Source organism: Corallococcus sp. CA041A, from assembly GCF_003612075.1.
Classification (GTDB): domain Bacteria; phylum Myxococcota; class Myxococcia; order Myxococcales; family Myxococcaceae; genus Corallococcus; species Corallococcus exiguus.
On the sequence record NZ_RAWF01000123.1, the window covers coordinates 13,726 to 28,318 of the forward strand.

General features: G+C 69.6%; 13 protein-coding genes. 3 read left to right on the forward strand and 10 right to left on the reverse strand.

Annotation, left to right across the window (positions count from 1 at the left end):
- Window positions 1-87 precede the first annotated feature (87 nt).
- The 3 genes from D7V77_RS22125 to D7V77_RS22135 all read left to right on the forward strand — a co-directional run bounded on the left by D7V77_RS22125 (window position 88) and on the right by D7V77_RS22135 (window position 2,903).
- Complete coding sequence (locus tag D7V77_RS22125) at window positions 88-1,320, forward strand: zinc ribbon domain-containing protein (protein WP_126933277.1); 1,233 nt, start codon at window positions 88-90, stop codon at window positions 1,318-1,320.
- A gap of 113 nt (window positions 1,321-1,433) precedes the next feature.
- A complete protein-coding gene (locus D7V77_RS22130) occupies window positions 1,434-1,937 on the forward strand; it encodes a cytochrome c-type biogenesis protein (protein WP_120578278.1) in 504 nt (167 codons plus the stop codon).
- Between the two features lie 3 nt (window positions 1,938-1,940).
- A complete protein-coding gene (locus D7V77_RS22135) occupies window positions 1,941-2,903 on the forward strand; it encodes a tetratricopeptide repeat protein (protein ID WP_120578279.1) in 963 nt (320 codons plus the stop codon).
- A gap of 4 nt (window positions 2,904-2,907) precedes the next feature.
- On the opposite strand, the gene D7V77_RS22140 is transcribed toward D7V77_RS22135, so the two are convergent.
- The 10 genes from D7V77_RS22140 to D7V77_RS22185 all read right to left on the reverse strand — a co-directional run bounded on the left by D7V77_RS22140 (window position 2,908) and on the right by D7V77_RS22185 (window position 14,201).
- The gene (locus D7V77_RS22140; RefSeq protein WP_120578287.1) at window positions 2,908-3,870 is read right to left on the reverse strand and encodes a D-2-hydroxyacid dehydrogenase family protein; all 963 of its coding nucleotides are present in this window, start codon (window positions 3,868-3,870) and stop codon (window positions 2,908-2,910) included.
- 36 nt (window positions 3,871-3,906) lie between these two features.
- Window positions 3,907-5,103 carry a GNAT family N-acetyltransferase gene (locus D7V77_RS22145; RefSeq protein ID WP_120578280.1) on the reverse strand — a complete coding sequence of 399 codons (1,197 nt, stop codon included), beginning with the start codon at window positions 5,101-5,103 and terminating at the stop codon, window positions 3,907-3,909.
- Between the two features lie 80 nt (window positions 5,104-5,183).
- Window positions 5,184-6,362 carry a DegT/DnrJ/EryC1/StrS family aminotransferase gene (locus tag D7V77_RS22150; protein WP_167548721.1) on the reverse strand — a complete coding sequence of 393 codons (1,179 nt, stop codon included), beginning with the start codon at window positions 6,360-6,362 and terminating at the stop codon, window positions 5,184-5,186.
- Entirely contained in the window at window positions 6,350-7,468 is a 1,119-nt protein-coding gene (locus D7V77_RS22155) for a GNAT family N-acetyltransferase (protein ID WP_120578288.1), read from the reverse strand. Before D7V77_RS22155 ends, D7V77_RS22150 begins: the two co-directional genes overlap by 13 nt.
- 36 nt (window positions 7,469-7,504) lie before the next feature.
- On the reverse strand, window positions 7,505-8,587 hold the full coding sequence (gene yvcK, locus D7V77_RS22160) for a gluconeogenesis factor YvcK family protein (RefSeq protein WP_120578282.1): 1,083 nt from the start codon (window positions 8,585-8,587) through the stop codon (window positions 7,505-7,507).
- A 110-nt stretch (window positions 8,588-8,697) separates the two neighbouring features.
- Entirely contained in the window at window positions 8,698-10,065 is a 1,368-nt protein-coding gene (gene exoE, locus D7V77_RS22165) for a polyisoprenyl-phosphate hexose-1-phosphate transferase ExoE (protein ID WP_120578283.1), read from the reverse strand.
- 110 nt (window positions 10,066-10,175) lie between these two features.
- Window positions 10,176-10,913: a CpsD/CapB family tyrosine-protein kinase gene (locus D7V77_RS22170; RefSeq protein ID WP_120564433.1), complete on the reverse strand. Its 738-nt coding sequence runs from the start codon at window positions 10,911-10,913 to the stop codon at window positions 10,176-10,178.
- A 36-nt stretch (window positions 10,914-10,949) separates the two neighbouring features.
- The gene (locus D7V77_RS22175; protein WP_120578289.1) at window positions 10,950-12,359 is read right to left on the reverse strand and encodes a Wzz/FepE/Etk N-terminal domain-containing protein; all 1,410 of its coding nucleotides are present in this window, start codon (window positions 12,357-12,359) and stop codon (window positions 10,950-10,952) included.
- 37 nt (window positions 12,360-12,396) lie between these two features.
- Window positions 12,397-13,581 carry a hypothetical protein gene (locus tag D7V77_RS22180; protein WP_120578284.1) on the reverse strand — a complete coding sequence of 395 codons (1,185 nt, stop codon included), beginning with the start codon at window positions 13,579-13,581 and terminating at the stop codon, window positions 12,397-12,399.
- Between the two features lie 50 nt (window positions 13,582-13,631).
- Window positions 13,632-14,201, reverse strand: coding sequence for a polysaccharide biosynthesis/export family protein (locus D7V77_RS22185; RefSeq protein ID WP_120578285.1), 570 nt, complete (start codon window positions 14,199-14,201; stop codon window positions 13,632-13,634).
- Window positions 14,202-14,593: the final 392 nt, after the last annotated feature.

Below are 14,593 nucleotides of genomic sequence, written 5' to 3' on the forward strand. Positions count from 1 at the left end.
GAGGCCTGGAATCCGTAGTAAGTCCCATCTGTCGGCGTCGTTCGCGAGGGCTTCCCCCGGCCCCTGCTCCAGCGAGGTGGGCTTCCCATGCAGTGCCCCGAGTGCGGTGAAAGCGCGGCGGACGTCCGCTTGATGTACTGCGAGAACTGCGGCGCGAAGATGCCCGCACGTCCCGCGCCCCCGCCCCGAGCCAGCAGCGCCAGGAGCAACCGCCCCAGCCGTCCCATGACCGAGCCGGCCTATGCGGCGGAGATCCTGGACGAAGAGGAGGAAGACCGGCGCCAGGCCAGCGGCGCTCAGCCCCCGCGCGGCTCCAAGGCACAGCCTCCGCCAGAGGAGTTCGAGGACGAGGATCCGTACACGGGCCCCCGCTGGCTGAAGGACGTGCCGGGCCACTCGCAGAGCGTGTTGGGCGTGGGGCTGGTGGCGTTCTCGCTGGTGCTGTCCATCCTGCCGTTCTTCCCCAGCGTGGGAGTGCTGGGGACCTTGCTGTCGCTGGTGGGCTGCGTGGCGCTCGTCGCGCGGGAGCTGCGCCGCGACGGCAACGCGCCCGGCTGGGTGGACTCCGTGCCGCTGGTGCTGATGAGGCCGGAGATCCCCGCCGCGTTCACGCTGCTGCTGCTGGCGCTGTCCGTGCGGCTGCTGTCCGGCTTCAACCTGCTCTTCCCCATCTGGGCGGCGGGGACGGCGCTCATCGCCGTGGAGCAGTACAAGCTGGTCATCGCGGAGCCGGACGGCGTGGCGCGCGACTTCGACCTGCGCTCGCTCCTGGGCTTCCCCCGGGTGGTGGCGCTGGCGGGCGTGGCGGTGTGCGTGGTGGCGCTCTTCCTGTCGTGGGGCAAGGTGATGGCGGACGGCTCGGCGCTGCCGGACAACGCGCCGGTGCCGGGCGGCGTGCGCAGCGTGCCGGCCGAGCTGCGCGTGATTCCCACCACCCGGCCCTCGGACGACTCTCTCTACAGCGCGGGGGGCGGCGTCGCGTCGCGCTCGGGCTGGGACCTGCCGTTGTCGGAGCTGCCGCTGCTGGCGCTCCTGTCGCTGCTCGTGCTCGCGGCGCTGCGGACGGACGTGGAGCGCCCGGCCTTCCTGCGGTGGGTGCCGGTGGGCGCGGTGAGCGTGAGCCTGCTCTGGGCGCTCGCGGGGGTGAAGCTCGCGGTGGGCCCCATCGCGTTCCTCCTGGGCCTGGGGGCGGTGGGCTTCCATGCCGTGCGCCACGCGCTGGGCCGCGACGAGCCGGCGGAGTACCTGCCGCCGGAGGACGACCCGTACGACCCGGACCAGGACCTGGAGACCGAGCCCGACTCGGGCTACCGGGGCTAGGCCGCTGGCTTCAATCGGAAGGGCTGCCCGGGCGGCGGGCGTGCGGCCCAGGATTCCGTGTGCAATACCCGTCAGGGGGCGGTAGTTAGGGACGGCCCTCGCTGGAGCCCCCGATGAATGCCGTCCTCGTCTCGTTGACCCTCGCCCTGAGCCTTGCCACGGGGCAGTTCGCGCCGCAGCAGGCCGCGAGTGAGCCTCTCGCGCCGGCCCAGGAGGCGCGAGTGCAGCAGCTGGCGAAGAAGCTGCGCTGCGCGGTGTGCCAGGGCCTGTCGGTGGCGGACAGCCCGTCGTCCATGGCGCGCGCGCAGCTGGACAAGGTGCGCGAGCTGGTCTCCGACGGAAAGACGGACACCGAAATCGTCGACTACTTCGTGGCGCGCTACGGCGAGTGGGTGTTGCTGGAGCCGCGCGCGGAGGGCTTCAACTGGTTCGTGTGGCTGGGGCCGGTCGCGCTGGTGCTGGGCGGCCTCTTCGTCATCCTGAAGCAGCGTCAGCCATTGCCAGAGGGCGCCGCGCCCGCGGAAGCCGCGCCGGTCCCCTCCCCTTCCACCCCCGCGCCGTCCACGGACGAAGCGGACCCCTACCTCCAGGCCGTGCGCCGGGAGCTGGAGCGCTAAGCCATGCAGCCCGAGCCCACCAACTGGTTGCCCGGAATCATCGTCCTCTCGGTCGCCTTCGTGCTGGCGGCCGCGTGGCTCCTCTACATGAAGATGAAGACGGGGAGCGCGCTGCCGTCGGACACCACGGCGAAGGCGGACGGAACGGCGGACGACCTGGCGCAGCGGGCGCAGTCGCTCATCGAGCAGCTGCGCACGCTGGAGGCGGAGAAGCACCACTTCACCGCGGAGCACTACACGGCGGAGAAGGCGCGGCTGGAGAAGGAAGCGGCCGCGGCGCTGCGCGCGAAGGACGAGCACCAGAAGCGGCAGGCGGCGGGAGTGAAGGCGCCCGCGCGCAACGTGCCGGCGCCCTCGGGTTGGGCGTCGCGCAACCCGCAGATGGTGGGCGCGATGTGGGGCGCGGGCGTGGTGGTCTTCTTCGGAGGGCTGGGCTACCTGCTCGTCTCCGAGCAGAAGCCGCGTGAAGAAGGCCAGATGGGCACGGGCGCGACGCCGCCGGGCATGGCCCAGCAGCAGCAGATGCCGCAGATGCCCGAGATGAACGACGAGCTGGAGCAGGCGCGCCAGCGGCTGGCGTCGAACCCGGGCGACGTGGAGGCCGCGTCGATGCTGAGCCACGAGCTCATCCGTCAGCAGCAGTTCGACGAAGCGCTGAAGGTGACGATGAAGGGCCTGGCGGTGGATCCGTTCAACGTGGAGCTGCGGGTGCACCGGGGCGTGCTGCGCGCGGCGTCGCAGGGCGACTTGCAGGGCGCGGAGCAGGAGCTGATGGAGCTGGTGGACACGTGGCCGGACGCGCAGGAGGCGCTCATCTTCCTGGGCAGCCTGTCGCTGCGCCGGGGCGACAAGGCCGGAGCGCTGGAGCATTTCGAACGCTTCACGGTGGAAGTGCCCAAGAACATGCAGCCCCCGCAGCTGGCCCCCGCCATCGCCCAGCTGCGCGAGCAGGTCGCGCAGCAGTAGCCAGTCAGCCCAGCCCGCGGATGGGCGCACCGTCGAGGAACGCGCGGATGTCCTCCACGGCCTCACGGAAGTACGTCGCGTAGTTCCCCTGGGACACGTATCCCAGGTGCGGCGTCGCCAGCAGATTCGGCAGCGTCCGCAGCACGTCGTCCGTAGGCACCGGCTCTGTTTCAAAGACATCCACCGCCGCGCCCGCGATGACACCCTGCTGGAGCGCCTCAACCAGCGCCGGCTGATCCACGATGGCCGAGCGCGACGTGTTGATGAGGTACGCCGTGGGCCGCATCCTCGCGAGCTCCGCACGCCCCACAAGCCCCCGCGAACGCTCACCCAGCACCAGGTGGATGGACACGAAGTCGCTCGTCTCCAGGAGCGCCTCCTTCGACGCGGCCCGCGTCACCCCGACTTCAGCGGCCCGCGCGTCCGTGAGGTTCGGGCTCCACGCGACGACGTCCATCCGGAACGCCGCACCCACGCGGGCCACCCGGCTCCCGATCTTCCCCAGGCCCAGGAGCCCCAGCCGCTTCCCGTGCAGGTCCACGCCCACCGAGTGCTGCCACGGGCCCCCCTGCCGGAACGCCGTGCTCTCCCCCACCACGTTCCTCGCGAGCGCCAATATCAACGCCCACGTCAGCTCCACCGGAGGCTCGGTCGCGCTCGCCGTCCCGCACACCGTCACGCCGCGCGCGGTGGCCGCGGCCACATCGATGGACGCATTCCGCATCCCCGTCGTCACCAGCAACCGCAGCCGTGGCAGCCGCTCGATCAGTGACTTCGGAAACGGCGTGCGCTCCCGCATGACGACGAGCAGGTCGAACGGCGACAGCGCCGCGACCAACTCCTCCTCACCGGAGAAGTGCTCGCGGAGCACCGTCACCTCGACCTGTCCGCTCACGGAAGACCAATCCGCGAGCCGCGTTGAAACACCCTGATAGTCATCCAGGACAGCGCAGCGCAGCTTCTCCATGGCACCCGCCAGGATCCGCCACGCCGCCACCGAGCGTCAATGCACCGCGGCCTTCCGCCGACGGAACCGGCGCACCTTCTCCACCAGTTCATCCGACAGCACACCCTTCACCGCGTTGCGCGTCTGTCGGGCCCACTCCTCGGAGCGCGTGAACCACGTGCCCGCGAAGCCCGCGCCGTGCGCGCGCAGGGACACCGTCTGGCGCTGCTTCGTCACCCAGTCGGACTTGTACGTCTCCGTGCCTCGCAGGAAGTCGTACTCCGTCAGGCCCATGTCGATGGCGTCCTTGAACGTCTCGCCCACCAGCACCAGGCCCACGCTGCGGTTGCGCCACGCCGGGTCATAGCCGGACTGGAAGTACACGAACGTCTGGCCATGCAGGATGCCGTACACGGACGCCACCGCCTGGCCGCCCACCTTCATCGTGTACATCCGCAGCCGGCCCCGCTCCGCCAACCACTGCGTCGCGTCCCGGTGGAACGCCTCCACCCCGGCGCCCTTGATGCCCTGCGACCCTCCATCCGAGGACCAGCGCAGCGCATGCAGCCGGAAGAAGTCCGTCATCGGCCCGGCAAGCGCACCCGGCGCGTCCGTGCGCTCGATGCGGTAGCCGTCCTGCTTCTCCAGCCACTTGCGGCGGCGCAGGTAGTTGTCCCGGCGGCCCGTGCGCTTGAGGAACGCATCGAACGGCTCGCCCGGCACCAGCGTCTCGTACGGGCACACGTAGCGCTCCGTCACGCGCACGTCGCCAAACACCTCGCGCGCCACGCCGAGCGTCGTCGAACCCTCGCGCAGGTCCGTCAAATCCAGCACGTCCCACTCGTCGCGCAGCCCCTGGAGCACGTTGAAGAACGTCCGGGCCACCTCCGCCTCACGGCCCTTGCGCGCCACCACGTCCAGGTAGTCGCTGCCCACGTGCGTCTCACCCAGGAAGCCCAGGCGCCGCACGCGCATGCCATTCACCCAGCGGTGCTCCAATCCCAGCGGCAACAGGCCCACCAGCGTGCCCAGCCTGTCACGCGCCGTCAGCACCAGCGGCCGCACGTCAGGCGAGATGCGCCGGCACCACGGATACAGCCATTCCCACGCGTTGAACGGACCGGCCGTGCTCGCGTCCAGCAGCGAGTTCCACTCCGCCCGCATCCCCGCCAGCTGCGAGGCACTGCCCACCGCCGCCACGTCCAGCCGCGGCGCCAACCTCGGCCCCGACGTCAACTCGTCTTCGCGGATCACCGCGTCACCCTGATGCCTTTCCCGAAGCAATGCCCCGGCCCCCGGGGGCGATTGCAACCCGGGAGCCAGCCCCTGTTCCCTCACGACGCGCGCTTGCTCGGCCGGCGCTCGGACTTCAGCGCCTCCCGGACCACGTCCGCCACCTGCCCCATGACTTCCGGCGACAGATCCTGGTGGCACGGAATCTCCAAAATCGTGCGCCGCAGCTGCGCGACCTCCGGGAACTCCGACGGGTCGCACGCGGGATGGAAGCGCTTCCAGAAGTCGATGGCGTCGATGCCCTTCTCACGCAGCTTCGCCAGCAGCAGCTCCTTGTCCTGCACCACCATTGGGTAGAACAGCGGGCTGACGCCCGGAGGCAGCTGGTTGAAGAGCGGCGGCGACACGTCGCGCAGCCGGCCCAGCAGCAGGAAGTAGTTGCGGCGGCGCGCCTCGACGATGGACTCCAGGTCCTGCGCCAGGGCAATCCGCTTCGTCAGCGGGCTCATGCCCAGGTCCACGTGCCGCCGGTCGAAGTGCTGCGTGCCCGTGGCCACCCGCTCGATGCTCGCGGCCTTCACCGTGCCGTGCCCCACCGAGCGCACCAGGCCGCGCAGCCCCCGGCCCACCGCCCCACCGCGCAGCTCCATGTTCTGCAGCAGCGCGGACACGGTGTGGCTGAAGGTGGACGCCAGCGGCGGCGACGGCGGCTCCGGCAGGCTGTACGAGCGCTTGCCGTTGACGACCAGCGCACCTCCATTGGGTACCGGAAGGGTCTTGTAGAGGCAGAAGATGCCCACGTCGCCCGTGGTGCCCAGCGGCGTCGCGCCGTCCGACGACAGGAGCGACAGCGCGCAGTCCTCAATCAACGGGATGCCGTGCTCGTCCGCCAGCTTGCGCATGGCGTCCACCGGCCCCGGGAAGCCCGCGTAGTGGATGAGATAGAGCGCGCGCGTCTTCGGCGTAATCCGCTTCGCCACGTCCGCCACGTCCACATCCCAGCGGCTGCCCACGCGGTAGAAGCGCGGAATGGCGCCCGCGTCCACCACCGCCTCCACCTCCACGCCGTGGTGGTAGGCGGGCATCAGCACCTCGCCGCCGTCCAGGCGCAGCATCTTGATGGTCAGCCAGACGGCGTTGCGCGCGAAGTAGAAGTACCGCGCGTTGGGCGAAGAGAACGGCGGCAGCGCCCCCGGACGCGGCGGGGCCATCAGCATTCCCGGCCACAGCGTGGGCAGGGACGGCACGAACATCTTGTCGGTCGTCTTCACTTCTTCCATCGCGCCACCACCTCTTTCGCCGCCGGTACCCACCGGAACTTCGCCGCGCACAGGGCCCGGCCGAAGGCGGTGTCGTTGAATACGTAGAGCCAGGTGTGCCGCCGGACCTGATCCGTCCAGTCGCGCTTCCACACCATGTCCGGCCCCAGGAAATCGAACTCGGTGAGCCCCCGGTCCAGGCAGTCCGCCAGCACCTCCTCCATCAGGAGCTGCCCCGGGCTGCATTCCTTCAGGGACTCGTCGTAGCCGGGCTTCAGCAGGAAGTAGCGCCCGCCGAACTCCAGGCCGTACTGGAACGCCACCGCGCGCCCGTCCACACGCAGGAAGTACAGCGCCAGCCGCTTGCGGTAGGCCGAGTCCCGCGCCAGCTCCGTGTAGAAGCCGCGCGTCTTCGCGTCCTGCGCCATGGCCGTGCCATTCGCGCCCTTCCAGCCGCTCTGCTCCAGCAGCAGCCCTTCCTCCAGCGTGCCCTCCAGGTCCAGCCCGCCGGAGATGCGCTCGAAGGTGACCTTCCCCTTCTCCTCCAGCTTGCGGCGCCGGCGGCGGCAGTTGGCCTTGAACTTGGACGGCAGCTTCGCGAAGTACGCGTCCTTCTTCGCGGGCAGCGGCACGTAGGGCGACTGCAATGACTCCCACTCGCCCACCGGCAGACCGCCCTGCTTCGCGGCCTCCATCAGGCGGAAGCCCACGCCGCCGTCCGGCACGTCCGTCAGCCGCAGCACGTCCCAGCCGCCCGTCGCGCGCAGGTGCGCGAGGAAGGCCTGGGCCGCGGCATCCGGCTCCCGCGCCAGCATGTCGAAGCGGCAGGAGTGCGCGTTGGCCGCGGAGGTGAGCTGGCGGACAGGAACGCCGTACATCGACGTGCGCTCCTCCACCAGCGGCAGCGCGGCGGTGAGCGTTCCGTCCTCGCCGCGCATCAGCAGCACGCGCATGCGTGCTCCGGCGGCGAAGTTGTCCAGCCACAGCCGCAGGAACTCATGCCGGTAGAACAGCTCGTGGGAGGTCGTCTCCACCAGCTGGTTCCACTCGGCTTCCAGGGACATGAAGTCCGCCCGGTCGTTGACTTCCACGACCTGGGAGGCAGTCGATAGTTGAATGGCTTCCATGTTCGCGGGCCCCAAGGTGGTGATGGCCAATGCGGCCTACAACCCGCTGCGCGCCATCTTCAGCAGGCAGGCAGCGACCTTGCGGCTGTCGTGTCGGATCTTGGAACCTTCCTTGAGGAGGTCCGCCTGCACCGGAATCACGCCGGAGGACAAGAGCTCCCGCGTCTCCGCCGTGACCATGAAGGAGCCCTTGCGCGCATAGCGCTGGATGGCATCCTCATTGGGCGCCCGGCCGTTGACGAGCACCGCGTCCAGCACCGGCCCCACGTGGTCGATGACGGCCTGCACGTGGTCCAGGCAGTTCATGCCGTCCGTCTCACCCGGCTGGGTCATCAGGTTGGCCACCATGACCTTCAGCGCGCGCGTCTCCTTCAGCGCCTGGGCCACGCCATCCACCAGCAGGTTGGGCAGCACGCTCGAGTACAGCGACCCCGGCCCGATGGCGATGAGGTCCGCCGAGTAGATGGCCTCCAGCAGGCCGTCCACCGGCGGCGGAGAACGGGGGCTGAGCGACACGCGGCGCACGCGGCCCTGGGCGCGGCAGATGTTGCGCTCGCCCACGACCTCCGTGTCGTCATGCATCTGGGCGACGAGCTGCACCGACGCGAGCGTGCTGGGCAGCACCTGGCCCTGCGCGCCCAACAGCTCCCCGGACAGCCGCACCGCCTCCAGGAAGTCGCCCTTCAGCTCCGCGAGCGCGGCGATGAGCAGGTTGCCCACCGCGTGGCCGGCGAGGCCCTTCGCGCCGCCGAAGCGGTACTGGAACACCTCCTTCAGTGCACTCTTGCCACCCGCGAGCGCCACCAGGCAGTTGCGGATGTCACCCGGGGGCAGCACGCCGTGCTGGCGGCGCAGGCGGCCGGAGCTGCCGCCGTCGTCGCTCATCGCCACGACCGCGGTGATGTCCACGCCTGGCTGGCCGCCCTTGGGGGCCGCGCGCCGGGCCAGCCCCTTGAGCACCATGGGCAGGCCCGTACCGCCGCCCATCGCGACGATGCGCGTGGGACGGTTCTTTGGCGCCTGCAGCAGCTCGTTGCGCTCCACGGCCTGCTGCTTGCTGCGCGCGTCGTCCTGGTTCCACTGCTCTGAGAACGGTGCGTCCACGTCCATGCCCACCATGTTCCGACCCCCTCGCCCATCCCAATCCATGGCTACCCACCCTTGGCATCCCGGCCTCCCCCGACAACCGGAGGCCGCGGACGGTCATCAACGCCTACTACTGAACCGAGCTACCGAGCACCCCGCCCCAACAGCACGTGCCGGACGGTGTGGAAGATGATGCCGACGTCGAGGAACAGCGACCCGTTCTTCACGTAGTACAGGTCGAACTCCAGCTTGTTGCGCGCGTCCTCCACCGAAGCGCCGTAGGGGTAGCGGATCTGCGCCCACCCCGTGATGCCCGGCTTCACCGCCTCGCGCACGCCGTAGAACGGAATCTGCTGCTTGAGCTGCTCGGTGAACACCGGGCGCTCCGGACGAGGGCCCACGAAGCTCATGTGGCCCAGCAGCACGTTGAACACCTGCGGAATCTCGTCGATGCGCGTCTTGCGGATGAACTTGCCCACCCGCGTGACGCGGTCGTCGTTGGAGCGCGCCCACACCGCGCCGTTCTTCTCCGCGTCGGTGCGCATGCTGCGGAACTTCCAGAGCGGATACGCGTGGCCACCCAGGCCTACGCGGTCCTGCCGGTAGAAGACGGGGCCCCTGGAGTCCAGCTTGATGGCCAGCGCCACCAGGATCAGGAAGGGCGAAGCCATCAGGAGGAGCAGCGACGCCACCGCCACGTCGAACACGCGCTTGAAGGCCCGGCGCAGGGGCGACACCGTCATCTCATCCGCGAAGGCGAAGTCGCTCGCTCGCAGGAACTGCACCGGGATGCGGCGCAGCACGCGCTCGCAGAAGCCCGCCGCGTCGTACACCCGCCGCCCGTCCAGCCGGCAGCGCAGCAGCGAGTCCACCCAGTTGGCGCCGCGCATGTCATCCGCGGCCTGCACCACGTAGGAGGCGTTGAGCCGAGCCGCCATCGCGTCCAGCGGCTCCTCCACCTTGCGCGGGTCCACCAGGGCCACCACGCGGAAGGAACCCTCGCCGCCGTCTTCGATGGCGCTCGCCACCGCGCGGGCCTTGAGGCCATCACCGACGACAAGCACCGCGTCGGGTTCACCGACCAGCGCCCGGATGGAGACGCGCACCACCAGGGTGCCGGCCAGGGCGCCCATCGCGCCACCCAGCAGCGTGCCCGGAGGCAGCACCACCGGCAGGGCCAGCGGCAGGAGCAGCATCACGCCACCCGCCACCATCGCGGTGACGCCCGCGGCCTTGAGGAAGCGGTAGCCGCGCGTCCGGTCCTCGGCCGCGATGCGCAGGTCATACAGGTCCAACAGGTACAGCGTGAACTGGAAGGTGACGACGAAGGCCAGGCCCAGTCCCACCAGCGTCGGCCACAGCGTGGCGAACGGCGGCTGGGAACCCAGGGGCGCGAAGAGGGCCGCGCAGGCCGCGGCACCCGCGACACAGGCCAGCGCGATCGCCGAGGACTCGGCGAGGAAGAACGTCAGTTTCTTGGCTGAAAAATAGTGGTGGAAAACGCGAAGCACGTGACTCCTCCAACCCCAACCCGCCGCCGCTCCAGGCCCTCCGCCCATCGCACCTCATCGGTGCGAGGAGCGGGTCGGGCCACGAATCACTTCAACTCGACAACCGACTGCTACTTCTTCACGTAGTTCTTCAGGTACGGGGTCGCGTTCACTTCCGCCCCGTTGAGCACGCAGCCCACCAGCGCCGCGCCCGCCAGCTGCTCCACCGCCTGGTTCACCACCTTGGAGGGGGTGACGTTGGCGCGGATGACCATCAGCACGCCGTCCATCTGGTGGCCCAGGATGGCCGCGTCCGCGAACGGCAGCGTGGGCGGCAGGTCCACGTACACCTCGTCGAAGCCCTCACGCACCGCCTTGAGGAACTGCTTCATGCGGGCGCTGGCCAGCACCTGGGTGCTCTCCTCCGGCGTGGAGCCGGCGGGGATGACCGCCAGCCGCGTGGAGTTGAAACGGCGCACCACGTCGCGCACGTCGCACTCACCGGCCAGCAGCTCCGCCAGGCCCACCTTGTTGCGCATGCCCAGCGTGGGGGCCACCTGCCCCCGGCGCAGGTCCGCATCCACCAGCAGGATGCGGCGCTCCGGGTTCGCCCGGGCGGCGGCCAGGGCCAGGTTCACGCTCGTCACCGTCTTGCCCTCGCCGGGCATCGCGGAGGTGAGCGCCACCACCTTCATCGGACGCTGCTCGCGCATCCGCTCCAGGCGGTAATACAGGGTGCGGTACTGCTCGGCGGCCGCGGAAGCAGGGGCCGTGAGCGTCACCACCCGGCGGTCCACTGCGTTCGAGGAAGCCGCGCTCTCATCCACGCGGGGGAGGAAGTTACCGGCCCGCTCCATCGTCGAATCCATCTGAGTTCTCCAATCCTTTCCGTATGGGGTCGGCAATTAGTTCAGGGAAGTAGGCGAGGAGACGCTGTTCTTGCTCCCAGCCATCGGCATCAAGATCCGCTTCTCCGTCTTGCCTTGCATGTTCGGGACCACCGCCAGGACAGGGAGCGTGATGCGCTCGCGGACCTCGGTGCCATCGCGCAGGCTGTCGTCGCGCATCTCCAGGACGGTGCCAGTCAGGACACCCAGCGACAGGGCCACCAGGGCGGCGATGAGCAGGCCCGTCATGCGGTCAGGGCGAGCAGGCGAGGAAGGCACACCGGCGGGCGAGATGACATTGAACAGGCTCTTGGCGCTCTTGGCCTCCAGCTCCTGGGCGATCTCCGCCTCCACCTTGCGGCTCACCACGCTCTGGTACTTGGTGCGGGCGATTTCGTAGTCCCGGTTCATGACCGCCAGCTCCTGGGCCCAGCGCGGGGTGTTGTTCAGCCGCGCCTGGTACGCCTCGGCCTGCTTCTGGAGATCCACGATGTCCTTCTGCACGTTGGTGATGAGCGTGGACACGCGGGTGCGCTCGTTGCGCTCGGCGAACATGCGGCCTTCGGCGTCCTTGCGCTGGGCGCTGATGTCACCCAGCTCACGCTCCATCCGCTTCACTTCCGGGTGATCCGGCGTCCACTGCGTCTTGGCCTGCGTGAGGGTGCGGGACAGCCCGCTCTCCGTGGCCTCCAGGCGGCCGGCCTCGCTGTCCGCGGCGTTGCGAGCGCGGGCCAGGTCGGAGCGGCGCGCTTCGGCGGTGCGCAGCTCCTCGGACTTCATCTGCAGCTGGGCGCCAATGCGCTCCAGGCCGCGCATGTTCATCTCCATCTGCTCGGGCAGCTCGCCCAGGTGGTCCACCTTGAACTTGGAGATCTTCGTCTCCCAGGAGGACACGGCCTTGCCCATGGCGACCATCTCCTCGGTGAAGAGGTCGGTGGCGCGGGCCGCCTGCGTCTGGCGGATCTTCAGCGTCTCCTCGGAGAAGATGGCCGGCAGGCGGTTGGCCACCTGCGCCACCACCTGCGGGTCGCGGCCCGCGTAGGTGAGTTCGAAGGCCGTCTCACCCTCGACGCGCACGGTGAGGTCCTTGCGCATCTGCTCCACCGCCGCCTCGATGCCCTTATCGGACACGAGCTCCGGGTAGAGGTTCATCTCCTCGATGGCCTTCTGCAGCACCGGCCGCGCCAGCAACTCCTGGCGGACGGTGACGAGCCGCTGCTCGATGAGCTCGCTCACCGTGCGCTGGACCATCTCCTCGCCAGGGCGCTGCGGCTCCACACGCACCACCACGGACGCTTCATAAATGCTCGGCCGGGTCATCACGATGGCCGCACCCAACACGAAGATTGCTGCAGCGATCGCCCCCACCAGGGCCTTGCGGCGCCACAGCGCCGAAAGCAACTGGTCCGCCGTCATCCCACGCTCCATGATCCGCTCCTCCATCCTCGTAGCTCTCAAAGGTTGCCTACCAAGCTGTCATGACCAGACGGAGGGCGAACACGTTGCGTGTCAGGTCCCCCGCCCCAGCGACATCCGCCGCACCCACCTGCGCGATGCGGTCGAACGCGCCCTGCAGCGCCAGCTTCCGGCTCAGCCGGTACTCGACGCCTCCACCCACCGCATAGCCCTGCGACACGTTCGTGGTGTTTCGCCACTGCGTGTAGTTCTCACCGGGCGCCGTGCCGTTCCGGAAGAAGCTGGCCGCCCCGAAGGCCGACAGCTTCTGCGTGAAACGATGCGCCCCCATCACCGACGCGTAATCCGCCCACACCGCGCCGGAAAAACCGCTCGCGCCCACCAGGTCGTGGCCCACGGCGAAGCCGAAGTCAGTGCGCTCGCCCTCGCGCACCAGCTCCACCGCCACGCGGGGCATCCACCCGCCGCGCGTCGCGTCCGAAGGCAGGTAGCGCACCGGCCCGCCCCGGAGGGTGAGCGTGGTGGGCCGCGTCAGCCGGTAGCGCAGGGCCGCGGAAGCGCCGTGCGCCTGGCTGTAGTCCTGGTCGTACAGGAAGCCCTGGTAACGGTACTCGGCGCCCAAGGACAGCCGGCGCGTGGTGCGGTACCACAGCTCCACGGACGGGGTGTGCGCATAACCCGCCACCCGTCCCGGCTCGATGATGCGCGTCGCCTCGAACATGTAGTTGCCGCGCACGTCCAGCCGCTCCGACACGCGCCCCGTGAGCCCCACCTTCGTCTGTGCATAGAAGGTGGGCGCCGTGGAGCGCGCCAGGCCGTCACGCGGCAGCGACGTGGGGTCGGTGACGCGGAACACCCGCGCGCTGGCGTCCAGCCGCAGCCGCCGGGACAACACGTCCCGGAAGCCCACGCCCGCGCGGTGGTCCACCGTCGTCGTCCCGGAGCCGTGCCGGGCCAGGAGGTCCGTGGCGTAGAAGGACTCGAGCGTCAGCTGCTCGTTCTTCACGTCCAGGCCCAGCCGAGGGGACAGCTTCGTCATGAACTGCCCGTTGGTGCCAGTCCCGCCCAGACGGATGTCGTTGTCGAAGCGCTCCTCCGCCGTGAGGCGGAGCCGAGGCTCCAGGATGGTGGCCGCCTGCGCGGCCGGCGCGGCGATGAGACAGCCTGCAATCACTGCCCGCTTCCAGTTGCCCCTCACCGCCGCCCTCCCGTCCTGACCCACGCCCACGCCCATGTTCGCTGCTTCCCGATGCCTGTCTTTGATGGCTTCGCGTCCGTCCTGATTCACGGGACGACGACGGTGTCACCCGGCCGCAGGATGACGCTCTCGCCGTCGGGGGAGACCAGGTCGCTGTAGCGCACCGGAATCTGCCCGCCCTTGCCGTCCGTGCGGATGACGACGATGCCGTCCGAGTTGGCGAAGTCCGTGAAGCCGCCGGCCAGCGCGATGGCCTGCAGCAGGGACACGCGGCCGCGCAGCGGGTAGGCGCCCGGGTGGGCCACTTCGCCCGTGACGAAGACGCGGCTGCTGTTGACCTCGCGGACGATGACCGTCACGCGCGGCTCCTGCACGTACGGCTGCAGGCCCGAACTGAGCGCCTCCGCCAGCTCCGTGGGCGTCTTGCCCGCGGCCTGGATCTCCCCCACCATCGGAATGGAGATGAAGCCGTCGGGACGCACCGGCACCGTGCGCGACAGCTCCTGATCGCGCCACACGCTCACGTCGAGCACGTCCTCGCGGCCGATGCGGTAGGGCTGCTCCGCGTTGTCGACCTTCAGCGTCTGCTGGTGAGCACAACCCGACAGGAGGAGCATCCCCATCACCGTCCAGAACCCCGTGCGCCGCATTCCCATCTTCCGCTCTCCTTCGTTCACTGATGTTCCGTGCGATCCACCGTTCACACGCCCTGAAGGGCCGGGTGGTTCGCTTCTGGCGGAGGCTCTTAGCAGCGCGTGTGCCAGCGGCTGGGGGGAGGGAAAACCCTTGGAATGCAGTGGGTTACGGCGTGCCACATCAGGCGCACATGGGCGCATCCGGGAAAAATTCCGGTCCTACCCCGGTGTTCGCCCCTGTGCTTTCTGCCGATCGCTTCCACAGGGTGGAAGAGGATTGCCCAACGTGAGCCCCGTACCTTCCACGCCCTTTCGGGCTCCCCCTGGGACCCCCGAGCCAGGGCCCTGGCACGGGACTTGATAAGGGATTGGGCGTCGGACAGCGGTAGTGGTTCAGGGGTCCAATTCAGTCC